At 39.2% G+C, this 25,305-nt stretch carries 19 protein-coding genes; 5 read left to right on the forward strand and 14 right to left on the reverse strand.

Annotation, left to right across the window (positions count from 1 at the left end):
• Nucleotides 1–22: 22 nt before the first annotated feature.
• The 10 genes from QZ565_RS01805 to QZ565_RS01850 form a co-directional block, all read right to left on the reverse strand.
• Nucleotides 23–1,108, reverse strand: a complete 1,086-nt coding sequence (locus QZ565_RS01805; protein ID WP_295524612.1) for a glycosyltransferase family 4 protein — start codon at nucleotides 1,106–1,108, stop codon at nucleotides 23–25.
• Nucleotides 1,083–1,805 carry a WecB/TagA/CpsF family glycosyltransferase gene (locus QZ565_RS01810; RefSeq protein ID WP_295524672.1) on the reverse strand — a complete coding sequence of 241 codons (723 nt, stop codon included), beginning with the start codon at nucleotides 1,803–1,805 and terminating at the stop codon, nucleotides 1,083–1,085. The genes QZ565_RS01805 and QZ565_RS01810 overlap by 26 nt, the downstream gene beginning before the upstream one ends.
• Before the next feature lie 19 nt (nucleotides 1,806–1,824).
• Nucleotides 1,825–2,610 carry a LicD family protein gene (locus QZ565_RS01815; RefSeq protein WP_366508735.1) on the reverse strand — a complete coding sequence of 262 codons (786 nt, stop codon included), beginning with the start codon at nucleotides 2,608–2,610 and terminating at the stop codon, nucleotides 1,825–1,827.
• 4 nt (nucleotides 2,611–2,614) lie between these two features.
• Entirely contained in the window at nucleotides 2,615–3,982 is a 1,368-nt protein-coding gene (locus QZ565_RS01820) for a sugar transferase (protein ID WP_295524619.1), read from the reverse strand.
• A gap of 22 nt (nucleotides 3,983–4,004) precedes the next feature.
• Entirely contained in the window at nucleotides 4,005–4,688 is a 684-nt protein-coding gene (locus QZ565_RS01825) for a tyrosine-protein kinase (RefSeq protein ID WP_295524624.1), read from the reverse strand.
• 9 nt (nucleotides 4,689–4,697) lie between these two features.
• Nucleotides 4,698–5,390: a capsular polysaccharide biosynthesis protein CpsC gene (cpsC, locus tag QZ565_RS01830; protein WP_261045696.1), complete on the reverse strand. Its 693-nt coding sequence runs from the start codon at nucleotides 5,388–5,390 to the stop codon at nucleotides 4,698–4,700.
• Nucleotides 5,391–5,398: 8 nt separating this feature from the next.
• The gene (cps4B, locus tag QZ565_RS01835) at nucleotides 5,399–6,130 is read right to left on the reverse strand and encodes a capsular polysaccharide biosynthesis protein Cps4B (protein WP_295524628.1); all 732 of its coding nucleotides are present in this window, start codon (nucleotides 6,128–6,130) and stop codon (nucleotides 5,399–5,401) included.
• Between the two features lies 1 nt (nucleotide 6,131).
• Nucleotides 6,132–7,577: an LCP family protein gene (locus QZ565_RS01840; protein WP_261045698.1), complete on the reverse strand. Its 1,446-nt coding sequence runs from the start codon at nucleotides 7,575–7,577 to the stop codon at nucleotides 6,132–6,134.
• Nucleotides 7,578–7,815: 238 nt separating this feature from the next.
• Nucleotides 7,816–9,774 (reverse strand): peptide ABC transporter substrate-binding protein, encoded by a 1,959-nt coding sequence (locus QZ565_RS01845; RefSeq protein ID WP_295524634.1) that lies wholly within the window; start codon nucleotides 9,772–9,774, stop codon nucleotides 7,816–7,818.
• A 197-nt stretch (nucleotides 9,775–9,971) separates the two neighbouring features.
• Complete coding sequence (locus tag QZ565_RS01850; protein WP_295524637.1) at nucleotides 9,972–11,579, reverse strand: alpha-glucosidase; 1,608 nt, start codon at nucleotides 11,577–11,579, stop codon at nucleotides 9,972–9,974.
• 152 nt (nucleotides 11,580–11,731) lie between these two features.
• Between QZ565_RS01850 and QZ565_RS01855 the strand changes: the two genes are divergently transcribed.
• Both QZ565_RS01855 and QZ565_RS01860 read left to right on the forward strand, forming a co-directional pair.
• Entirely contained in the window at nucleotides 11,732–13,216 is a 1,485-nt protein-coding gene (locus tag QZ565_RS01855; protein WP_000743580.1) for a DUF1846 domain-containing protein, read from the forward strand.
• Nucleotides 13,217–13,310: 94 nt separating this feature from the next.
• Nucleotides 13,311–13,793 carry an S-ribosylhomocysteine lyase gene (locus QZ565_RS01860; RefSeq protein WP_000032547.1) on the forward strand — a complete coding sequence of 161 codons (483 nt, stop codon included), beginning with the start codon at nucleotides 13,311–13,313 and terminating at the stop codon, nucleotides 13,791–13,793.
• A gap of 63 nt (nucleotides 13,794–13,856) precedes the next feature.
• Here the strand turns inward: QZ565_RS01860 and QZ565_RS01865 are convergent, their stop codons facing one another.
• Both QZ565_RS01865 and pflB read right to left on the reverse strand, forming a co-directional pair.
• Nucleotides 13,857–15,962: an ATP-dependent Clp protease ATP-binding subunit gene (locus tag QZ565_RS01865; protein ID WP_295524643.1), complete on the reverse strand. Its 2,106-nt coding sequence runs from the start codon at nucleotides 15,960–15,962 to the stop codon at nucleotides 13,857–13,859.
• A gap of 350 nt (nucleotides 15,963–16,312) precedes the next feature.
• Complete coding sequence (pflB, locus tag QZ565_RS01870; RefSeq protein WP_020901544.1) at nucleotides 16,313–18,637, reverse strand: formate C-acetyltransferase; 2,325 nt, start codon at nucleotides 18,635–18,637, stop codon at nucleotides 16,313–16,315.
• 237 nt (nucleotides 18,638–18,874) lie between these two features.
• Between pflB and dinB the strand changes: the two genes are divergently transcribed.
• Nucleotides 18,875–19,936, forward strand: a complete 1,062-nt coding sequence (dinB, locus tag QZ565_RS01875; RefSeq protein ID WP_004257231.1) for a DNA polymerase IV — start codon at nucleotides 18,875–18,877, stop codon at nucleotides 19,934–19,936.
• Nucleotides 19,937–19,969: 33 nt separating this feature from the next.
• On the opposite strand, the gene QZ565_RS01880 is transcribed toward dinB, so the two are convergent.
• Both QZ565_RS01880 and QZ565_RS01885 read right to left on the reverse strand, forming a co-directional pair.
• Entirely contained in the window at nucleotides 19,970–20,815 is an 846-nt protein-coding gene (locus QZ565_RS01880) for an undecaprenyl-diphosphate phosphatase (RefSeq protein ID WP_295524650.1), read from the reverse strand.
• A gap of 60 nt (nucleotides 20,816–20,875) precedes the next feature.
• Nucleotides 20,876–22,765 carry a DUF2207 domain-containing protein gene (locus QZ565_RS01885; protein ID WP_295524652.1) on the reverse strand — a complete coding sequence of 630 codons (1,890 nt, stop codon included), beginning with the start codon at nucleotides 22,763–22,765 and terminating at the stop codon, nucleotides 20,876–20,878.
• A 138-nt stretch (nucleotides 22,766–22,903) separates the two neighbouring features.
• Between QZ565_RS01885 and QZ565_RS01890 the strand changes: the two genes are divergently transcribed.
• Both QZ565_RS01890 and QZ565_RS01895 read left to right on the forward strand, forming a co-directional pair.
• Entirely contained in the window at nucleotides 22,904–24,469 is a 1,566-nt protein-coding gene (locus tag QZ565_RS01890) for an ABC transporter substrate-binding protein/permease (protein WP_045612303.1), read from the forward strand.
• On the forward strand, nucleotides 24,469–25,209 hold the full coding sequence (locus tag QZ565_RS01895) for an amino acid ABC transporter ATP-binding protein (RefSeq protein WP_000189477.1): 741 nt from the start codon (nucleotides 24,469–24,471) through the stop codon (nucleotides 25,207–25,209). The genes QZ565_RS01890 and QZ565_RS01895 overlap by 1 nt, the downstream gene beginning before the upstream one ends.
• Nucleotides 25,210–25,305 lie beyond the last annotated feature (96 nt).

Below are 25,305 nucleotides of genomic sequence, written 5' to 3' on the forward strand. Positions count from 1 at the left end.
CCAAAAACTAACATTACTTTTTTCATTTTGAATCTCCCATTAGTTTTTGATAAAATTTACGATAATTCTCTAAAAATAAAGGATAACTAAACTTCTCTTCATAATCTTTTTTAGCTTGATGAGCTAACCTAGTTCTAAGAGTTGAGTCAGTCGCCAGACTCTCAATAGCAGAAGCTAAGGCCCTAGCATCTTTAGCAGGAACCAAAATCCCATTTTCTTTTGTAACAACTTCATTAATGCCAGGAATATCGGTAGCAACCATTGTTTTTCCATTCATAAATGCTTCAATAACATTTAGAGCCAAGCCTTCAAATAATGAGGAAGACACTAGGAAATCAAAACTATTAATACACTCGACTATATCCTGTCTATATCCTAAAAAAGATACTTTATCTTCCAGATTTAGTTCTTTAACCTTGTTTTCTAATTCGGCTCTAAGTTCTCCATCCCCAACGATAAATAAACGAAGGTTTTCATCTGATATCAAAGAAATAGCATCAATCAAATAGGTCAAACCTTTTTGTTCAGATAATCTTGCAATACAGCCTAGCTTGATTCCATCAAACTTCATAATCTCATCAACTTGTCTATTTGACTGTTTCAAGATCACTCCGTTATAGATAACAGTGCTATTTGCAACTCCCACATCATCTTTCAAATTTTGATTAACTGCTTGACCAACAGCAATATTGTAGGCATTTTTAAGTGAAAATCTATATAAAGACAACTTATCTTTAAAGACATTATGAGCAGTGTAAACGTGGACTAGCTTGGGATTAATCAGTTTTAACAAACGAATATAAAAAGCTGCCATTCGATGATGCGTATGAACCAGAGTAATCTCATTTGTCTTAATAATTTGATAAATAGTAAGAAGCAATTTCAACACAGTAAGAGGATTTTTGCTGTCTATATCTTGAATTTTATGATGGATAATTCCTTGGGTCTCTAATTCTGGTTCCCAAAGGCCTCCTGTAGAAGCAACATGGACACTATCAAACTCGGCTTTCAAATCAGAACTCAACTGGTACACGATTCTCTCAGCACCACCAATATCCATCGTTCGTGAAATATGTAAAATATTATTTTTTCGTTTTTCGTTTCTCATCTAAAACTCGCTTAATAAAGGTAACATTCCCTACAAAGTATCGTTTAAAGAGACGCTTTGGTTCATTAGCAACTCGGAACAACCACTCCAAGTTTGATTTCTGCATCCAAAGTGGGGCACGCTGAATGTGACCAGACAATACATCAAAACTACCACCTACACCCATAAAAATAGAATTCACTCCATTATCCATAAATTTTTGGATGATGTATTCTTTTTTAGGTGAAGTAATTCCAACAAATACAAAGTCGGGATTCTTTTCACGAATATCTTCCTGAATATCTTGCTCATCTTCCTCAGAAAAATAACCATTACGATGTCCAACAACTCGTAGATTGGGATACTCTTCTTTAAAATTTTGTAGCATATCTTGCAAAACTTCTTCTTTAGCACCAAAGAAATACACTGAATAAGATTTTTCATCGGCTAATTTTAATAATCTTTGCATTAAATCAATTCCAGCAACTCGTTCTGGAACTTGGTAGCCCAAAAATCGAGAAGCTAGAACTACTGATGCACCATCTGCATTGATGATCTCAGACTCGTTAACTATCTTCTTAATGGCTTCATCTGATTGACATTGGTTAATCTTATCAGCATTTACGCCCATCAAATGAAGAGGACGTTGTTTAATGACAAATTTTTCAACCGCTTGTACTGTTTCATCCATTGTTAAAGGGTCAATCCTGACCCCCATTAAATCAAAACTATTCAAATTAATCTCCCCATGTAGACTCGAAATGACCCTTACGTTCTGCTTCTTCGGGTAACTTCATGTAATCACCATATATTTTTGTTAAATATTCATCTGGGTTTGCATGGCAACTTATTTCTAAGTTCTCAAACTCTAGTAATTGTGGTTCACCGAATACTTCTTTTCTAGCAAGTTCACGTTCTCTATAGGAACCTAATACATTACCAACTATTGAACTAGTTTCAAAATCATATTGTTTAATTAGATTTTGTAATTTGTTGTTAATAGTGGCTGTTTTTAGAAGTTTATTTAATTTCAAAACTTTCGATATACTCACAATAGCATTTTCAAAACTTCCTCGATCTCTGTCATGTAGACGATCGATTACAGAAATTTTAGAAAGTGCTCGATAGAACTTGATTTTATTTGTATGTAGAAAGTAATGGAAACTCTCATCTGGATAACCATCCAAAGGAAAAATATCTATGAAAGGACTGCAAAGTTCATTTCCAAATGGAATTTGTAAAGATGTATCCATAATAGAGGTATTACCTAAATTATCGTCGTGAAGTCTCAAAACAACATGTTCCGGAAGTTCCTTGTTACAAATAGACAAAAATTTTTCATAATCTTTTCGAGGCATTCCTAAATCCATATCATCATCCCAAGGAATAAATCCTTTATGACGAATTGCTCCTAGCAATGTTCCTCCCAAAGCATAATATCTTAAGTTATGTTTACTACAAATAGCAATAAAACTTTTCAATAAAGATAATTCTCCTAGTTGAATTTCCCTCACTTTATTCATAAAATCACTTCGCTCCATCTCTCATAAATACAACTTTAACTGTTTTTAGTAGAATTTCAATATCTTTCCAAATTGTCCAATCGTCTATATAAGCGACATCTAATTTAACAACATCATCAAAATTCTTAATCTCACTTCTACCACTAACTTGCCAAAGTCCAGTGATACCTGGTTTAAAACTCAATCGACGTTTTTGTTCAGGTGTGTATGTCTCATATTCATCAACTGTTGGCGGTCTTGTTCCAACTAGACTCATGTCTCCTTTCAGAACATTCCAAAACTGGGGAAGTTCATCCAGGCTAGTTTTACGGATAAAGCGACCAATTTTTGTAATGCGAGGATCATTGTCCATCTTAAACATACCACCCTGCATAGTATTTTTCTCCAACAATTCTCTCTTTTTATCCTCAGCATCAATACACATTGATCTAAATTTATAAAAAGTAAAATGTCGGCCGTTTTTTCCTATGCGAGTCTGGGCAAAAATAGCAGGTCCGCCATCTTTTCGAATAGCTGGAACTAGAACTATACTAACTAGACCACAAATCATTAAACCAAAAATAGAACCAATAATATCTATGACACGCTTAGCAATTACATGACTATTCTTATAAAATTTCGTCGAAAAAGTAATGACATTTAGACCAGCCATCCCACGGATTTTCTTGTCACGCCCTAGATTATGGTCAAAAGCATTTAGATTAACCGTTACATCAATTCCCATCGTTTCAAAACGAGAAATAAATTCACCAATATCATATTCTTCACTAGGAAGATTGATAAACACTTCGTCCACAACTTCGTGAGTTGCAAAATTTAAAATATCTTCGACTGGTACGACTGTAATAGTATCATGTTGGAAATTAGGTTTATCTAATACACTAACTGCCACCAGTTCTCCAAAGAAATCACCAGCATCAAGTAATTTATCCATCACTTTCTCAACTCTAGATGTTGCTGTAATCAAGAATAGTTTTTTACTCCATTTCAAATTAGGAAATATCCGTTTCGAATAATACTTGATACAAATATTGACTAAATACATTAGAATCGAGTGTAAGGTTAAGAAATACACCATACCTCGTCTAGAGATACTAAAGCGTTCTTCTAAAAAGAAATTAGAAAGACTAATTGCCAACGCAAAGAAAATGATATATTTTGTCAAGTGAACAAATTCAATCAAATTCCCTCGTCTAAAAAAATCTTGACCGTAATCGCTAAAATAAAATACTATGTAGTGGAGAATATATAGGACAATCATTGTTGTTAAAAGAATATCTGTCTCTTTAACAAAACTAAGAGAATACCCCAGTAACACTACTATAAAACTCTGGATTACTGCCAGAGATATTTTTATCCCTTTCTCTTCCATAACTACTTCCTTAGTCTATCCCTTATTTTTTACCGTAAGAACCATACTCACCGTAAGAACCATATTTCTCAGCTGAAGTATTGAATTTATTTAATACAACTCCTAAGAACGGTTTATTCGTTTGTTCCAATTGGCCTTTAGCCTTCTGAACATCTTTTCTGTTAGCTTCTCCTGCCGCAGTAACTAAAACAGATGCATCACATTTCTGTGTGATAATAGCTGCATCGATAACGATACCAATTGGCGCTGTATCAACAATAATATAATCAAAATACTTGCGAAGTGTGTCAATCATAGTGCTAAAATTTTCACTTTGCAATAAAGCAGTTGGGTTTGGTGAGACGGACCCAGCTTGAACCACAAATAGATTCTCAACATTGGTATCACATAAACCATGAGATAGGTCTGTTGTTCCAGATAAAAATTCTGTTAATCCAGTAATTTTTTCACGTGATTTGAAGACACCTGACATGACAGAATTCCGAATATCAGCATCTACTAACAGAGTCTTGTAACCTGCACGCGCGAATGCCCAAGCAATATTTGTAGAAGTCGTTGACTTTCCTTCACCCGGTTTTACAGAAGTGATAGAAATTACTTGTAAATTATTTCCACTCAATTGTATATTCGTACGCAAGGCATTATAGTATTCTTCCGCTTTTTTGACCAGATCTAATTTTTTCTGTGCTATTTCTAATGTCGGCATATCTCTCTCCTATTTCAATTTATCCAGATTTGGAACAACTCCCAACAATGCAATTTGCATAACATCTTCAATATCCTCTGGACGTTTCACTCGTGTATCAACCAGTTCAACGATAAGAACAGCGATAACCATAAATGCTGTTCCTCCAAGTAGCCCGATAATTGTATTTCTACGAATATTTGGAGAAGATGGTGCTGTAGCCGGACGAGCTTCTTCAAGTGTTGTGACATCAGAAACGCGTGTGATACTGATAATCTTTTCAGCTGCTACTTCTCTCAATGAGTTAGCAATACGACTAGCTTCCTCAGGTACTTTATCATTAACGGAAATAGATACGATACGAGTATCGACTGGTACAGTTACCTTGACTTTACTAGCCAAAGCTTTTGGTGATAGATCTAATTTCAAATTAGATGTAACTTTCTCCAAAACATCTTGAGACAAAATAATTTCACGATAGTCTTTAACTAAGTATGATCCAGCTTGCAAGTCTTGGTTTGTCAAACCAGGCTTATCTCCCTGATTACGGTTGACTACATAAATCCGTGTAGTACTAGTGAACTCCGGTTTAACGACAAACGCACTATAGGCAAAAGCTAAGGCTCCAGCTACAATCGCTACCAATGCAATTAGAATTTTTCTTTTCCAAAGAATTTTAAACAGGTGAAATACATCGATTTCCATAGTATTTTGTTCTTTCATATTTTCTCCTAAATTATTTGATCCATTATAATTTTCCTAGGGTTCTCTACAAATAGCTCTTCTGCCTTGTCTCTACCATACTTTTTAGAAATAATCTGACGAGCATCCTCCATGTAGGGAGGTCTACTATCTAAGTTATGCATGTCACTTGCAATGACATGAACCAGGTCTCTCTCCAAAAAATATCGGGCTCTCTTTTTCATAAATTTATAGGTTTCACCAAAGAGCTTAGGTTTTAGAACATGAGAACTATTTACTTGCGTATAGCATCCCATATCAATCAGTTCCCTAACACGTTTTTCATTGTTTTCCAACGCATCATAACGTTCAATATGAGCAATCACTGGGGTAATCCCTAACATCAAAATATTGCTTAACCCTTTATGAATATCGCGATAGGGTGTATTCATACTAAATTCAATCAAAGCATAACGACTGTTATTGAGAGTAGGAATGCGCTTGTTTTCTAATTTTTCTAGAACATCCGGAGTATAGTATATCTCTGCTCCGTAAGCAATGACCAAATCATCTGCCACTTCTTTAGCAATCTCACGAACCTTTAAAAAATTCGTCGCTATTTTTTCTTCTGGAGTCTCAAACATCCCTTTTCGACGATGGGAAGTCGAAACAATCATCCGAACTCCTTGATTATATGCTTCTATTAAAAGAGCTTTACTATCTTCTATAGACTTTGGCCCGTCATCTACATCAAAGACAATGTGAGAGTGGATATCAATCATATCATCTTCCCTCCATCACATCTTGTATCGCACTTTTAGCAGTTGCTAAACTACTATCATCGATTTCCATCATATAGAGGTTACTATCTGGCATAGCATAAGAAGGAAGTCCCATTCGACCTGTACCTTTGAGGTCTTGAGAGTTGACTTTATAACTACCACCACTCTCCAATTGAGTATTAATCAAATCTATCATCGTTTCGATAGGCATATTTGTTTGAAGGGAATCTTGCAAACCTTGAATAATATCACTATAATTTTTTAAGGCTTCAGTAGAAGTTAATTTCTGAATAATTGCGACAATAACCTTTTGTTGATTACGACCACGGTCACGATCTCCATCAGCCAACGAATAGCGTTCACGAACAAACCCAAGAGCTTGTTCAGAATCTAAATGGACATTTCCTACTGGGAAGTGGAACTTCCCGTGACGAGATGTAAACTCCTGATCATTGTATACATCTACACCACCTAAAAGGTCAATCAATTTCAAGAACGAAGTGAAGTTTAGACGAACATAGTAATTAATATCAACTCCATAAAGATTTTCCAAAGTATGAATAGAGGAGTCAACTCCATAAATACCTGCATGAGTCAACTTATCTTTTTGATTATTCCCGCCGTCAGCAATCGGAACATAAGAATCTCGAGGGGTTGTTGTCAATAGAATTTTTTTTGAATCTTGATTAACAGTCATCAAAATGTTGACATCTGAACGAGAAACTGAACTAATTGGTCCGTAAGTGTCAATACCACTCACATAGACATTGAAGGATTTGTTCTTAGAAACTTTAGGAGCAGCTACTTCTTTGGTGATATTTTTAGTGTAGATTTTCCTAATTTTTGATGCGTAATCAGGGTATTCAGATTCTATAATATTTTCAAAGACGCTATTTAAGACAATCGCTTTTGCTTCACCTGATACCAAGCTCTTATAAGCTGCAAGGTATGAGGTGCTTTGTTCAACCGTCAATTCTTTGCTCTGACTAGTTTTGATATCAGCTATCAATTTTTGAATATTATCATTATCAGTATCCGTAGGTCCTGTAACACTATCTAATTGCGTGACATTATGAACGTCACTATCTTTCAGAACAACAACACTCATTGAGTATTCTGAGTAATTTGACGTAGAATTGATATGACTAGTAAAGCCGACAAATTGTTGCAGTGCAAAAAAAGAAACTGAACTCATTAAAATAGCTAGTGTTAAAAAGAAAATTGTAAACTTTTCTGCTTTTCTATAAATGATCAAAAGCAGACTCGCTAAAGCGACCAAAATCACTACAGTTGCCGTTATGACATTCAGGTATCTAAACGCCAATATATTATGTCTAAAAATCAAGAACAGCAAAAAACCACCCAATAATACATAAATGGTTAATAAAGCTATATTAATGCTCCGCTTAACTTTACCCGAACGGGCTCTTTTTGAACGTTTATTCATAGTTTTCCCCTATATGTTGATTATCAGAATTATTATATCACAATCATGAAATAATTTCCATTTATTCCTTTTTTATCAGCGTTTTCAATACATCTTCTAAATGCACTCCGAAGGAATAATTGTTTTTTTATAACCTGTATAGTATCTATCGCTTCCTATTTTGACATTCTCGTTTCATAGACAGAGGAATACGAATCAAAAATATAACAAACAAGGTCCCTTACGGAACCTCGTTCATCTATTTGACATGATTTTCTGCTTCTTTTTGAGCTTTTTCGATTGCTTTTTTGCTTTCTTGCTCCCATTTGGTCTTAGCTTCTTCATACTGCTTGGTAGTCACAGTGTCTTTTTGCAGTTTCATGTACTTGTAGTTATTGCCGTCGCCCTTGATGCCGACTAGTGAATAACCTCTTGTAAATGGCGTTACTTTGGTTACAGATGCTGTTCCACCGCTCGACATAGCTGACATAATCAGAGAATTGTCAATCATCCAAGCCTGTGCTTCAGCATATTTTTCATAGCGTTTGGCTACATCTTTATTTTCACTATCTGCATCTTTGAGCATCTTGGTGTAAGTATCAAGACCCAGACTAGCAATTTTCGATTTATCTTCCTGAGAATCTAGACCAAAGATCTTGAGGTAGAATCCATCCTCTGCATTGAAAGGATTGAGATAAGTTGACGGATCTTGGTAATCACCTACCCAACCATCAAAGTTCAAATCATAGTCACGATTAGCAGGCGTTGGTGCCAAGAAAGCTACGTTATTAAAATCATCTGTTGACAGTTGCTGAACATCAATGACAATGTTATCAGCACCTAAAACCGACTCAAGGGTCTGCTTAACTGAGTTCATGCCTGTCACAGCATTTTTACTTGTTTGATCAACAGCCACATCCAAGTGAATTGGGAAAGTCACACCTTGACTTGCCAATTCTTTTTTAGCTTCCGCAAATTTTGCTTGGGCTTTTTCTTTGTTGAAATAGGCATCCTGAGCATCTGCCAGGTTCATACCTGACCACTCTGTACCATAGTTAACCAATTTAGAAGCGACTACTTCTCCAAAGGTCTTGTCTCCAACTTGGACAAATGTAGGAGGCACTAGGGTGTTACGAAGGGTCTTGCTAGCTGCTTCTTCCCCATTTGACTGAGCAGAATAGGCTGTACGGTCCAAGGCAAAGTTCACCGCTTGGCGGAAGTTCTTGTTCAAGACAGCTGTCTCAGTTGACTTCTTCTGCTCATCTGTCGTTTTAGCAGTGTGATTGTAAGCCTTACGGTTGACATTGAAATTGAAATACCACGAAGTCTTGTCCTGCAAGCTATAGACAATATTATCCTTAAATTTTTCCTTAGTCTTAGCAAAGTTAGAACTATTTGGATAAACCCCAGCGATTGAGTAGGCTCCACTTTCAAAGTTACGGATGGTCAATTCTTGGTCTGAACCATCAAAATAAGCCAATTTCACGTGTTCAATCGATACTTTGTCATGATCATAGTAATGCGGATTTTTCACATACTCGATCGATGATTTTGATGTGAAGTCTTTTAACAAATACGGTCCACTGTAGAGAATGCTATTTGGAGACAGGGTCCCAAAATCTTTCCCTTTTGAATTTAGAAACTCTTCATTTACTGGGAAAAGAATACTGTTCGTTGTTTTTGAGTTCCAGTAAGGTTCTGGGCGTGCCAAAGTATACTCAACAGTCTGGTCGTCGATGGCCTTCACTCCAACCTTAGAAAAGTCAGAATCCGCTCCTGTAATATAATCATTCAAGCCCTTGATCGAGTTTTGAATCAAGTCAAGCGCCTGTGATTTATTATCCACTGCGTACTTGATACCTGTCACAAAATCCTGTGCCTTGACTGGGGCGTACTCTTCACCATCAGCTGTGAACCATTTGGCATCTTTTCTCAATTTGTAGGTATAAGTTAGACCGTCGCTTGAAACAGACCAATCTTCTGCCAAAGATGGAATTAGATTTCCATGATTGTCATTTTCAAGCAAACCATCAACTAAGTTAGTAATGATAGCTGTATTATCAGCGTAGTAGTCTAGTAAATAGTTAAATGTAGTTGGGTTTCCACTAAAGGTTGATGAGTAAGTTTTTGTATCTGAACCTGATTGTCCGCAAGCAGCTAAAAGCAAAGCAGCTGCAAAAGTCAGGCCTGCACTAAGGATACGCTTTTTTGTAGTCATCTTCTTTCTCCTTTATGTTAGTTTTTATAACATATGTTTATTTTACCAAAATAGTGGGAATTTGTAAAGTTAATTGAATTTTGAGAATGAAAGTTTATAAACATCGACAATAAAAAAAACAAAGGATTTTCTGCCTTTCATACAGTCATCCCTTGTTTTTATGCGATTTCAATTTTAAATTTTTCTGTAAAAAATATTTATAGTAATTCCACACAGAGAGCATCCCATGGAGCTAAGATTTGTTTTTCAAAGACTTCTTGAGCTGAGGTGTTTTCAATCAAGACAGATTTGACGTTTCCTTCTACGTTCAAGTCTTGTTCTGCATTGGACAAGTTAGCGACGACTAGGAAGCGACGGTCACCATCTTTACGGATATAGGCAAAAACCTTGTCAGCTGTTTCCAATAGTTTAAAGTCAGCTCGAATCAGCCAGCTATTTTCTTTACGGATTTGAACTAGCTTCTGATAGGTATAGAAAATAGAATCTGGATTTGCCAGCGCTTCTTGAACGTTGATTGTTTGGTAGTTTGGATTCACTGCCAACCAAGGTTGACCTGTTGAGAAACCAGCGTTTTTACTCTCATCCCATTGCATGGGAGTACGGGCATTGTCTCGTCCAATGACACGGATACTGTCCATGATTTCTTCCATCGGAATGCCTTTTTCAAGAGCCTCACGCGCATAGTTGAGGGATTCGATATCTTCTACTTGATCCAGTGTTTCAAACGGATAGTTGGTCATCCCAATTTCCTCACCTTGGTAAATATAAGGTGTCCCTCTCATGAGATGAAGTAAAATTGCAAAGGCTTTGGCAGATTTTTCGCGGTATTCTTGGTCATTTCCCCAGATTGAGACGATACGAGGAAGGTCATGATTGTTCCAGAAAAGCGAATTCCAGCCGTCCTCAACGCCTAACTCTGTCTGCCATTTGTTGAAAATCTCTTTTAACTTAGCAATATTCAGTTCTTTTTGATAGTGCCACTTAGGCTGACCTTCCTGATACTGAAGACCGATATGTTCAAAATGGAAGACCATAGACAATTCTTGCCCCTTTGGATCAGAGTAGAGCTTGGCAATCTCTGGCGTTGCTCCCCAGGTTTCCCCTACTGTCAAGAGATTCTTATCTCCAAAGGTGGCCTGATTCATCTCCTTGAGATAAGGGTGGAGCATAGGACCATTATTGACTACTTTCTCGTCAGGAATTTTCCCAATCATGTCAATGACATCCATGCGGAAACCGCCAATCCCTTTATCAATCCAAAAGTTCATCATCTCATAAATTTTCTGACGAAGTTTTTCATTTTCCCAGTTGAGATCTGGCTGTTTCTTACTGAAAAAGTGGAGATAGTACTGACCTGACTTTTCATCGTACTCCCAAGCAGACCCACTAAAGATAGACTCCAAATCGTTGGGTTCATCCCGCCAGATATAGTAGTCTCGTTCAGGGCTATCAGGATTTTCACAGGCCTCGACAAACCAAGCATGCTCATCTGAAGTATGATTGACCACTAAGTCCATGATGATACGAATATCACGTTTCTTAGCTTCCGTGATCAGTTGGTCCATATCCTCCATGGTCCCGAAAATAGCCGCAATCGCTTGATAATCAGCAATATCATAGCCATTATCATCCATAGGACTGTCATAAACAGGAGAAAGCCAAATCGCTGTAATTCCTAACTTGGCTAGATAGTCTAACTTACTGGTAATTCCTGGCAAATCGCCAATTCCATCTCCGTTGCTATCCATAAAGCTCTTAGGATAAACTTGATAGACTACGGCATTGTGCCACCATTTTTCTTGCATCTTCTTACCTCATTATTTTAATAATCTATAGTCTATGATAGCGCTTTTTAGATATTTGTGCAAGCGTTTGCCTAATCTTTTTGATTCCTTTTTTAACTCCATAGTTTCCTAACTTCCAATTTTTTATTATAATAGAGATCAGAGGTAAAAAAATGAAAAAACAAGCTTTTAGTTCTGAACAATATTTGAATCTACAGCGCGACCATATTTTGGAGCGCATTAACCAATTTGATGGCAAGCTCTACTTGGAGTTTGGTGGCAAAATGTTAGAAGACTTTCACGCTGCTCGTGTCCTTCCTGGTTATGAACCTGACAACAAAATCAAGCTCTTGCAAGAATTGAAAGAGCAGGTTGAGGTTGTGATTGCTATTAATGCTAGCAACATCGAACATTCCAAGGCACGTGGTGACTTGGGCATTTCTTATGACCAAGAAGTTCTTCGTTTGATTGACAAATTCAATGAATTGGGAATTTTTGTTGGCTCCGTTGTCATCACACAGTACGCTGGTCAACCAGCTGCAGATGCCTTCCGCAACCAACTTGATAAAAACGGAATTGATTCTTATCTTCATTATCCAATCAAAGGATATCCGACGGATATGGATCACATCATTTCACCCGAAGGAATGGGGAAAAATGACTACATCAAAACCAGTCGTAACTTGATTGTCGTAACCGCTCCTGGACCTGGTTCTGGAAAATTGGCAACGTGTATGTCCAATATGTACCACGACCAAATCAATGGCATCAAGTCTGGCTACGCTAAATTTGAAACCTTCCCAGTTTGGAATCTTCCCCTTCATCATCCAGTCAACTTGGCTTATGAAGCTGCTACAGCTGACCTTGATGATGTCAACATGATTGATCCTTTCCATCTTCAAACCTATGGAGAAACCACTGTCAACTACAACCGTGATATCGAAATCTTCCCAGTGCTCAAACGTATGTTGGAACGTATCCTTGGTGAATCTCCATACGCTTCACCAACAGACATGGGTGTCAACATGGTTGGTTTCGCTATTACAGATGATGAGGCTGCTATCGAAGCTTCTAAACAAGAAATCATCCGCCGTTACTATCAAACTGTTCTTGATTTTAAAGCCGAAAAAGTTGGCGAAGCTGCTGTCAAGAAAATCGAGTTGCTTATGAACGACCTCGGTATCACACCTGCAGACCGTAAGGTTGCTGTTGCTGCACGCCAAAAAGCAGAAGAAACTGGCGGACCAGCTCTAGCCCTTGAATTGCCAAATGGGGAAATTGTCACTGGTAAGAACTCAGAACTCTTTGGTCCTACAGCCGCTGCTCTTATCAACGCCATCAAGAAATCAGCTAACATTGCCAAGGAAGTAAAACTAATCGAGCCTGAAGTTGTTAAGCCAATCCAAGGTCTTAAAATCGATCATCTCGGTAGCCGTAATCCACGCCTACATTCAAATGAAATTTTGATTGCACTTGCTATCACAGCTACAGAAAATCCTGATGCTGCTCGTGCTATGGAAGAACTTGGCAACCTCAAAGGAAGCGAAGCCCACTCAACCATCATCTTAACCGATGAAGACAAGAATGTCCTTCGTAAACTGGGTATCAACGTAACCTTTGACCCTTACTACCAATACGACCGCTTGTATCGTAAATAAAGATTTCAACCTCTCCAACCTCGGAGAGGTTTTCTCTCTGCCTCAAGAGCCGGCTTTATGTTATAATGAAAGAAGAAAACTGAAAGGATTTACCATGTCAAAAGAAGTTATTGTTGAAAGTTTTGAACTTGACCACACTATTGTTAAAGCACCTTATGTCCGCTTGATTGGGGAAGAAACAGGGCCAAAGGGAGACATCATCTCCAATTATGATATTCGCTTGGTACAACCAAATGAAGACTCGATCCCTACCGCTGGACTTCACACCATCGAACACCTCTTGGCTAAACTCATCCGTACCCGCATTGACGGCATGATTGACTGTTCACCATTTGGTTGCCGCACAGGCTTCCACATGATTATGTGGGGCCGTCACACCAGTGCTGAAATCGCGGCTGTTATCAAGGATTCGCTCAAGGAAATCGCTGAGACTACTACTTGGGAAGATGTCCCTGGAACAACCATCGAATCTTGCGGCAACTACAAGGATCACAGCCTCTTTTCTGCTAAAGAATGGGCAAAACTCATCCTAGAACAAGGGATTTCAGATGATGCCTTTGAACGCCATGTCATCTAAACACAAAAAAAGGAACCAGTTTTTTTCAGCTGGTTCCTTCTTTTTTATTCTCAAAATCTCTAGTTAAGCTTTCTCACGAATAACCAAACCACCGTCTTCCATATCTGCTTCTAGGTGTTTGGCATCTAGGTGATCCAAGTGGAAGTCTGTGACTTTGTCACGGATTTGTTGTTCAACCACACGACGGAGTGGACGAACACCCATGACTTCATCGTAGCCTTCTTCTGTGATATAGTCTTTAGCCGCTTGACTAACTGCTAAATCAATGTCTTTCTTAGCCAAGGTTTGGTTGACTTCAGCCAGCATCAAGTCCACAATTTTAGAAAGGTCTTCCTTAGTCAAGTGTGAGAACTCAATGACTGCGTTAAAGCGGTTGAGGAACTCTGGACGGAAGAATGGTTTCAAACGGTCCATCAATTCTGGTTTGTCCGCATCTTCTGTCAAGTTAGCTTCGTAACCAAAGCCTGCGTTTGAAGTTGCGATAATCACCGTATTCTTGAAGTTTACTGTATTTCCTTGACCATCTGTCAAACGACCATCATCTAGAACTTGGAGGAGAAGAGTAATCACTTGAGGATCAGCCTTTTCAATTTCATCCAAGAGAATGATAGAGTATGGATTGCGACGGACACGTTCTGTCAAGGTATTGCTATTGTCATCATAACCCACATAGCCTGCTGTTGTACCAATTAGCTTAGAAACGGCTGTGCGGTCACTGTATTCAGACATATCCAAACGGATGATGGCCTCCTTAGTTCCAAACATATCGAGAGCCAATTGCTTAGCAAGTTCTGTCTTACCAACCCCAGTTGGTCCTACAAAGAGGAAACTACCGATTGGGCGATTGCCTTCATCGAAACCAGCACGGTTACGACGGATGGCACGAGCTACAGCTTCAACTGCTTTATCTTGACCGATAACCTTGGTTTGTAAACGGTGACCCATATCTTTCAAACGTTCGATATCCGTTGCACCCATTTGTGATACTGGGATTCCAGTCATACGTTCTACAGATTCAGCTACATCATTAACTGTTGCTGTAACCTTATGATCTTCAGTATGGTTGGCAATTTGTTTTTCAAGTTCTTCGATACGAACTTTTGCATTAAGAGCTGCTTCAAAATCTTCTGCCTCAACTGCTTTTTCTTGCTTGTCTTTTTCTGCCTCAATTTCACGTTCAACAGCATGCACATCTGTTACAGGATGTTGTGCTGCCAAGTGAGCCGCTGTTACATCGACAAGGTCGATAGCTTTATCTGGCAAGCTGCGTTGTGGAATGTATTGGACAGAATAATCCACTGCTGCTTTCAAAACTTCGTCTGGCAAAATGACATTGTGGTGTTGCTGATAGAGGTCACGAATTCCTTGAAGGATTTTATATGTATCCTCTGCTGAAGGAGCATTGACCTTAACTTCGTTGAAACGACGAGCAAGAGCTGCATTTTTCAAGATGGTGTTACGGTATTCATCTTGAGTCGTTGCCCCAATCACTGTCAATTCTCCACGAGAGAGCGCCGGCTTGAGAATATCCGCAAGCCCTTTAGAACCACTATCTCCACCAGCGCTACCAGCACCGAGAATTTGGTGAATTTCATCAAAGAAGAGAATAATATTTCCTGCTTCTTTCACTTCATTGACTAAGTTTTGAACGTTTTCTTCAAAACTACCACGGTATTGAGTACCAGCCTCAAGACCTGAGATGTCAATGGAAATGATTTCCTTGTTCTTAATAGCGGCTGGGACATCTCCATTCACAATGGCTTGTGCTAAACCTTCGACAACAGCTGTCTTACCAACACCTGCATCTCCGACCAGAACAGGATTGTTCTTGGTACGGCGTGAAAGGATTTCAGATGTTTCTTGAATTTCCTTGTTTCGTCCGATAACAGGATCCAGCTTGCCCTCACGTGCTTCTGCTGTCAAGTTACGACCGAGTTTAGCAAGGACACCATCTTGTTTCATACCTGAAGCCTGTTGTTGCATTTGTCCATCAGTTTCTGCATTTCCTGGAAATTGACCAGTTGCACGATAATGAGCAAATTCCTCAGGTGTCACTTCACGTCCATTAATCAAGTAACGGCGATTTTCAGAACTATATCCTCGCATACCGCCCATCAATTGGTTAAATAAATCATCCATGTTGTTAAAATTATTAAAGTTGTTGTTCATATTCTTTACCTCTTTTTGTTATTTATTTTTACTGATATTGACTATCTTTGACCTTTGTTTTAAAAAATTTAGACTAGCTAACTAACTACTCTACGTACTATTTCTGGTTTTTCTTTTTCAAGCATGAGTAGACTATCTTTACTTCTGAAGATTTCGAGATTAAACATAGCCCCACCTCTTCCTATTTCACTTTAAATAAGCGTTTTAGTAAGGCTTTCATTTACCTTACGTTCATAATATACTACATTAGTCAGAAAAGGTCAAGAGATTTGACTTTAATTGACCAATAAATTTTACAAAAAGAAGAACTAGCTTTTAACTAGTCCTTCTTTGTATTATTTTATATAATTTTAACTCAATGCATCTAAGGCGTCATCCATTGAAAGAACTTCGTGGAAGACACGTTGTGTCAATTCAGTTTTTTGTTCTGGAGTGAGGTATTTAGTGTTTACACAGTATCCAGAGATACGTACGATAACATCTTCACCTGACATGATCTTTTCGTAAACATCGTTCAAGTCCATAACGTTCAAGTTAACGTGTTGTCCACCGTTTTCGAAGTAACCATCAAGGATTGTTACCAAGTTATCAACTTGTTCGTCACGAGTCTTACCAAGAGCACGAGGTGATACTTGTGTAGTCAATGAGATACCATCAGCTGCATAACTAAAGTCAAGGCTAGAAAGTGAGTTCAAGTTTTGCAACCATCCACCTTTAGCTTTGTTAGATGGGTTAGCACCTGGTGAGAAGAATTCAAGTTTAGACAAGTTGACAGAACCATCTTCGTTGAGGTATACACCTTTGTGGACTGGTGAGTTACCAGTTTGTTTAGAGTAAGCAACGTTAGATGTGATTGTCAAAAGTGATACTGTAGCTTCAGCGTCTTTGTAAAGTTTGTGGCTACGTAGACGAGTTGTGTAAGCTTCGATCAACCATTCTGCCAATTCGTTTGAACGTGGGTCATCTTCACCCCAACGTGGGTATTCACCGATTGTTTCGTAATCGTAGATGTAGCCATTTTCGTCACGGATTGGTTTAACTGTAGCGTATTTGATAGCTGACAATGTATCAACAGTGTTAGCAAATCCACAGATACCGAATCCCATGTTTGCACGTTGTTTAGTTGGCAAGAAGGCCATTTGAACAGCTTCGTAGTTGTACTTATCAGTCATGTAGTGGATGATGTTCAAAGCATCTACGTAAGTGTCAGTCAACCAGTCAAGAGATTTTTCAAAGTTTTCTTTAACTGATTCGAATTCAAGAACTTCGTCACGGATTGGTTCGATGTCAAATACTTTGTAGTCTTTGTGAACATCGTCGTAACCACCGTTCAAACCAGTAAGAAGGGCTTTCAATACGTTTACACGCGCACCGAAGTACTGGATGTTGTGGCGTTGTTCTTCATTTTCTGGGTCAAGTGGAGACACACAGCATGAAATACAGCTCATTTCACCATATCCGTCTTTAGCCATTGTTGTTACACCTTCGTATTGGATAGAAGAGTGTTTGTGGCTCATATGCATACAGTAGCGACGGAAGTTGTATGGCAATTTGTCAGTCCAAAGAACTGTCAAGTTTGGTTCTGGAGAGTTACCGATATTGTCAAGGGTGTTCAAGAAACGGTAGTCCATCTTAGTAACACGGTGACGACCGTCGTTACCCATACCAGCCATAGAAGTTGTGATGAAGGTTGGGTCACCTGAGTACAATTGGTCGTAAGCTTTTGTACGAGCAAATTTAACTGTACGAAGTTTCATAACGAAATCATCAACGAATTCTTGGATTTCTGATTCAGTAAATGTACCACGAGCAAGGTCACGTTCTGCAAAGATGTCCAATACGATTGGCACACGACCTAGAGATGTAGCAGCACCGTTGATAACACGGCAGACAGACATGAAGGCGATGTTAACCCATTGGATAGCTTCTTTAACGTTCATCGCTGGTTTGCGAACGTCAACTCCGTAAAGGTCACCCAAGCGAACAACTTGTTGCAATGCTTGGTATTGAAGGTTGATTTCTTCACGAAGACGGATTGTTTCTTCATCGATTTCTTCGATTGCATTCCAATCGTTTACTTTTTCTTGCATCAAGTAGTCTGCACCGTAAAGAGCAAGACGTGCGTAAACACCGATGATACGTCCACGTGAGTATGCATCTGGAAGACCAGTTACAGTGTGAGCGTGACGAGCGCGACGAATGTTTGAAGTGTAAGCACGGAAGATACCATCGTTAACTGTTGTTACGTATTTGGTGAAGATTTCGTGAACAGCTGGGTCTGGTTCGTATCCATTTTCTTTCAAAGTAGTTTCAGCCATACGGATACCACCTTTTGGCATGAAGTTCAATTTGAAGAGTTCATCGTTTTGGATACCGAAGATAACTTCGTTTTCTTTGTCGATAAATCCAGCAGGAATATCAGCAATAGATGTTGGACGAGTGTCCATTGGGAAACGAGTTTCTTCGTAGTGAGCCTTAGTTTCTTCTACAATTTTTTTGATGTGAAGTGAACGTTCTGTTGGTCCTGCGAGGAAGCTTTCGTCTCCATCATAAGGTGTGTAGTTAGCTTGTACGAAGCGTGATACACTTGCTTTTTCTTTCCAATCTACGCCTTTGAAGCCTTCCCAAGCTTTGTCAAAAATATCTTGTGCTTCAACAACTGTCTTAACAACCATGTTAATGTCCTCTTTTTTCTTTCTAGTAACAGCCATCTGTTACATTCATGAGACAAGTATACCATACAGTAATCGTTTTCAACAAGTGGAAAATCCCTATTTCCACACTTTCTTTTCTAAAACAGTCTATATTTCGTTCCAAACTGTATTATATTTTTGAAAAAACGAAGTCCTTTTTCCTTTTTTTCAGAAAAAAGGGTATAATGAAAGAAAATAAGCAGTAAAAAGGAGCTATGCATGTTGATTTTTCCTTTGTTAAATGATTTGTCAAGAAAAATCATCCATATTGACATGGATGCCTTTTTTGCTGCGGTGGAAATCAGAGATAATCCTAAACTCAGAGGAAAACCTGTCATTATCGGCAATGACCCTCGGCAAACAGGTGGGCGTGGTGTCGTTTCCACTTGTAGCTATGAGGCGCGAGCTTTTGGTGTCCATTCAGCCATGAGCTCTAAGGAAGCCTATGAGCGTTGTCCCCAAGCCGTCTTCATCTCAGGAAATTATGAGAAATACAAATCTGTGGGACTCCAGATCCGAGCTATCTTTAAGCGTTATACAGATTTAATAGAACCCATGAGCATTGACGAAGCCTATTTGGATGTAACAGAAAATAAACTCGGTATCAAGTCAGCAGTCAAAATCGCTCGCCTCATTCAAGAGGATATTTGGCAAGAACTCCATCTAACTGCTTCTGCTGGCGTTTCCTACAACAAATTCTTAGCTAAAATGGCTAGTGATTATCAAAAACCACATGGTCTGACAGTGATTCTACCTGACCAGGCTGAGGACTTTCTCAAACAAATGGATATTTCCAAGTTTCATGGAGTAGGAAAAAAGACGGTAGAACGTCTTCATCAAATGGGCGTTTTTACCGGCGCTGATTTGCTTGAAGTCCCTGAGGTAACCCTAATAGACCGTTTTGGCAGGCTGGGCTATGACCTTTATCGAAAGGCTCGTGGCATCCACAATTCCCCAGTCAAATCCAATCGTATCCGTAAATCAATCGGGAAGGAGAAAACCTATGGGAAGATTCTACGTGCTGAGGAAGACATCAAAAAAGAGCTGACTCTCCTATCAGAAAGAGTCGCTCTCAATCTACATCAACAAGAAAAAGCTGGAAAAATTGTCATTTTGAAAATCCGCTACGAGGACTTTTCAACTCTTACTAAACGAAAAAGTCTTGCTCAAAAAACACAGGACGCTACTCAGATAAGCCAAATTGCCCTGCAGCTCTATGAAAAATTAAGCGAGAAAGAAAGAGGTATCCGCCTGTTGGGGATTACCGTGACTGGATTTTAAAACCTTGAAGAGCTGTCCCTTCAAGGTTTTTTCTTATACAAATAAACGCACAAAACTATAGAGCAACAAGACACTACCGAGTACGATACGGTATTTACCAAAAAGAGTAAAGTCATGTTTTTTTACATAGCTTGTCAAGAAGCGAATAGCGACCATGCTGACTGCAAAGGCCACTCCCATCGCAACCAAGAGCAAGAACAATTGCCCAAAGTTCAAGAGTTGTCCTGCTTTTATAAATTTGAAAATCTTTAATGCACTGGCTCCAAACATAACAGGAATTCCAAGATAGAAGGTAAATTCTGTCACAACAGAACGACTGGTTCCATTTAACAAACCACCGACAATCGTTGCCCCAGAACGACTCGTTCCTGGTAAAAGAGCAAGAACTTGGAAGAGTCCGATATAGAAGGCCGTCGTATAAGGAAGCTTGTCCAACTCTGTTACACTTGGTTCGATAGCACGAGCTTTATTGCGCTTTTCCAAATAGATAAAGGCAATCCCATAGATAATCAACATGAGAGCAACTGAAACCATGTTATGAAAGTGGGTATCAAACCAATCATCAAACTTAAATACTGCAAGCAAAGGTAAAGTGGCAACCAAGACCTTCAACCACAGTCTCCAAGTCTTACGAACTTCCTGCTTGTCTTTACTTGGTTTAAAGGGATTGAGCTTGTTAAAGTAAATGACCATAACCGCTAAAATAGCACCAAGCTGAATCACGACATTAAACATGGACATAAAGGCTTCATTTTGATTTTGGTATTGGATAAACTCCTCTGCTAAAATCAAGTGACCTGTACTCGAAATCGGCAACCATTCCGTAATTCCTTCAACAATCCCGAAGAAGATAGATTTTAAAATTTCAATAAGATACATAGATTACTCCTTTTTCTATCTTCCATTATAGCATACTTTTTCAGTATATGGCAGTTCTCTTTAAAAGGCACCGATACTGCCACCGCCTCCTCCTCCAGAGAAGCCACCGCCAGAACTTCCACTTCCAGAAGATACGGAATAGGTACTTGCTGTGTTTGCGACGCTGGCATAATGGCTCATTTGCGCACTTGAATGATAAAACATACTATGCCAACCATAAGCTACATAGAGGTTGATATCTGGATTTTCCACTTGGATATGATGAACCTTCATCAAATGGCTGACCTTGTCCGCATAGCCAAATAAAGTCGCATAGACCAAGAGGCGATTCCAGACCACAATACTTTCCAATTCAGCCTGATCCAATCGTGCAATCTCACGCAACATATTTTCAAAACTGGTCCAGAGATAGTAGACTTCTGCCCCTGCTTCATTTAGGACACCATCACGATTATCTAGACGAAGCTTCCAATAATAGAAAACAGCCAAAACCAAACCTAGAAAACCAAGTATTGGCAAGGGGAGGTAAAGATAGCCATAAACATCCAAACTGTACAAGAACAAACCAAATCCGATAAATAAAGGCAAGATAGTAGAGAGTCCCATACCCACTTGCAAGGCCTTTTCCCCACCAGTTAAAGGACGATAATAATCTGGGAGCCCCCAGAAGGAAACTCGTTTTCTCACTCCTTCTTGCATCTGGTTCAATACTTCTTCAAAAGAAGATTTGAGTTGAAGCCCCTTTGCTTGAATCCGTTTTTCATCAGAGGCTTTTGCTCTACGATAAAGACTATCAGATACCTTGTAATCCGCAAACAAATTGGAAAGAGTTGCTTCTTTTTTGCCTGAAAAGGCCAGATTTAGACAGTCTATCTCAAAACTTGACAAGCCATCTTCTTTCACCAGTCTCAAGCCAACTGCATCTCCTTCTGAAATAATAGAGACATTCCCACGGTCTATCACATCTAGCAAGGTAGCTTGAATAAGTTGGTCAAAGGTAAATTTACCTGCTCCTTTTGTTAGAGGACTCACTTCCTCCAAGGAGGTCGAGTAGACAGCCTCTGATAAAACCATAGGCTCTAATTCCATCGGTGGTTCATAGATACGATGATTTTTGGCATATTTGACAGAAGGAGTGGTCTTTCTTCTATAAATAAAATAGAAGCAGACACTTAATAACAAGGAGATAGAAAGTATCGAAGGGAAGACCCAAGTAACGAGTTGTTTACTTTGCTCTTTTTCTTTAAAAATCGAGTCTTCTATCTTATTAAACTCTTCTAAACGATTTCCTTTCAATCCCTGATCCCTAGCGCTAGCAAAATCGGTCCGAGGCCAATAGGCATGTAACTCAACTCCACGTTTAGCCGGAAGATTGTCTAAACGGATAGTATAATCAAGGTTACTCTTTTCAACCGTTCCCTCTCTAAAAAGTTTCCCTGTATGGAAAAAGAGTTTTTCAGCCCCCTTGTCTCCCCTTACATGAAATTCAAACTTCCCAATAGCCCCTGAACTATCTGTCAGAGGTTGCCAATTTAATTCAGCGATATCATCATAAAGGAAAAGCAAATTCTTTAAGTTCCAGATAAGGTCAATTTCAACTGTGTCGCCTTCCTGGCCTGGATTATAGACTTTAACAGTATAACCATCTGCTCCTTCTATCACTTCGCTAGTAACGTCTGCTAGTTCAGCACCATTTTTCGCAGCCTGAACCTTTGGATGAGGATCAATGTCAAATCCACTAGGCATCTTGCCTGCACGTCCAAGTCCCACGATTTGACCCTTAAAGTCCTCCTCAAACTGGTAAACTATCTTCTGTCTAAATTCTGCTGTATTGTCTGCATGAATATACAAATCACCTTGATAAGAGTTTATCTTGAAATCAATGGCAAAAACAGAGAATGGCAGAAGACAAAACAAGCCTAACACCAGTAAGAAAAAAGTTTTTTTCATCAACTAAGCCCCCTTTTTATCTTTGCTATCATTATATCATTTTTTCACAAGTAAGGGCTTACCTATATTGAAAAATAGAGTTTTTTTCGATAAAATAGGAGACAGTTATTTTTTAATAGATTAGAAATAGGAGAAATCATGAGAAAAATATACTTATCTATTTTCACAAGTCTCTTGCTGATGCTGGGACTTGTCAATGTTGCCCAAGCCGATGAATATTTACGCATCGGGATGGAAGCAGCATATGCTCCCTTTAACTGGACTCAGGACGATGATAGCAATGGAGCTGTCAAAATCGATGGGACTAACCAGTATGCTAACGGATACGATGTTCAAATCGCCAAGAAAATCGCTAAGGACTTAGGTAAAGAACCTTTAGTTGTTAAAACCAAGTGGGAAGGTCTAGTCCCTGCCCTTACTTCTGGTAAGATTGACATGATTATCGCAGGTATGAGTCCAACTGCCGAACGCAAACAAGAAATTGCCTTTTCAAGCAGCTACTACACTAGCGAACCAGTTTTGCTTGTCAAAAAAGATTCTGCCTACGCAAGTGCTAAATCTTTGGATGACTTTAACGGTGCGAAAATCACTTCTCAACAAGGTGTCTACCTTTATGACTTGATTGGTCAAATCCCAGGCGCTAAAAAAGAAACTGCCATGGGAGACTTCGCTCAAATGCGCCAAGCACTTGAAGCTGGTGTTATCGATGCTTATGTTTCTGAACGACCAGAAGCTCTGACTGCTGAAGCTGCTAACTCTAAGTTCAAGATGGTTCAAGTAGAACCAGGTTTCAAAACTGGGGAAGAAGATACGGCTATTGCCATTGGACTTCGTAAAGATGACAATCGTATTAGTCAAATCAATACCAGCATTGAAACCATTTCAAAAGACGACCAAGTTGCCTTGATGGATCGTATGATCAAAGAGCAACCTGCCGAAGCTACAACAACTGAAGAGACTAGCAGTAGTTTCTTTAGCCAAGTCGCTAAAATTCTTTCTGAAAACTGGCAACAACTCTTGCGTGGTGCTGGTATCACTCTTTTAATCTCTATCGTCGGAACCATCATAGGTCTCATTATCGGTCTTGCCATCGGTGTTTTCCGTACTGCTCCTCTCTCTGAAAACAAAGCCATTTACGGCCTACAAAAACTAGTCGGCTGGATTCTCAATGTCTACATTGAAATTTTCCGTGGTACACCTATGATCGTTCAATCGATGGTTATCTACTATGGAACTGCCCAAGCTTTCGGGATCAACCTTGACCGCACACTAGCTGCTATCTTCATCGTTTCGATCAACACCGGTGCCTACATGACCGAAATCGTTCGTGGTGGTATCCTAGCAGTTGACAAGGGACAATTTGAAGCCGCAACTGCACTCGGTATGACTCATAACCAAACCATGCGTAAGATTGTCCTACCTCAGGTAGTCCGTAACATCCTACCAGCAACTGGTAATGAATTTGTCATCAATATCAAAGATACATCTGTATTGAACGTTATCTCTGTTGTCGAACTTTATTTCTCAGGAAATACCGTAGCAACTCAAACCTATCAATACTTCCAGACATTTACAATCATCGCCGTGATTTACTTTGTCCTCACCTTCACCGTAACACGTATCCTACGCTTCATCGAACGCCGCATGGACATGGATACCTATACTACAGGTGCTAACCAAATGCAAACGGAGGATTTGAAATAATGACACAAGCAATCCTTGAAATTAAACACCTCAAAAAATCCTATGGTCAAAATGAAGTGCTAAAAGACATTTCACTCACTGTCCACAAGGGAGAGGTTATCTCTATCATCGGAAGCTCTGGAAGCGGGAAATCAACCTTCCTACGCTCTATTAACTTACTTGAAACACCAACTGATGGACAAATCCTTTATCATGGACAAAACGTCCTCGAAAAAGGCTATGACCTCACGCAATACCGTGAAAAGTTGGGGATGGTGTTCCAATCCTTTAACCTCTTTGAAAATCTCAACGTTCTCGAAAACACAATTGTCGCTCAGACGACTGTCCTTAAACGCGAACGTACAGAAGCTGAAAAGATTGCCAAAGAAAACCTTGAAAAGGTCGGCATGGGAGAACGCTACTGGCAAGCGAAACCAAAACAACTCTCAGGGGGGCAAAAACAACGTGTGGCCATCGCTCGTGCCCTTTCAATGAATCCTGACGCAATTCTCTTTGATGAACCAACATCAGCTCTCGATCCAGAAATGGTTGGAGAAGTCCTCAAAATCATGCAAGATCTAGCTCAGGAAGGCTTAACCATGATTGTCGTAACCCACGAAATGGAATTTGCCCGTGATGTCTCTCACCGTGTTATCTTTATGGATAAGGGCGTGATTGCTGAAGAAGGCAAACCAGAAGACCTCTTCACCAATCCTAAAGAAGACCGAACAAAAGAGTTCCTTCAACGTTATCTCAAATAAAAAGAAAAGACTGCATAAATCGTGCAGTCTTTTTGCTGTCCTCATACTCTTCGAAAATCAAATTCAAACCACGTCAGCTTCGCCTTGCCGTACTCA

Source organism: uncultured Streptococcus sp., from assembly GCF_915066115.1.
Classification (GTDB): domain Bacteria; phylum Bacillota; class Bacilli; order Lactobacillales; family Streptococcaceae; genus Streptococcus.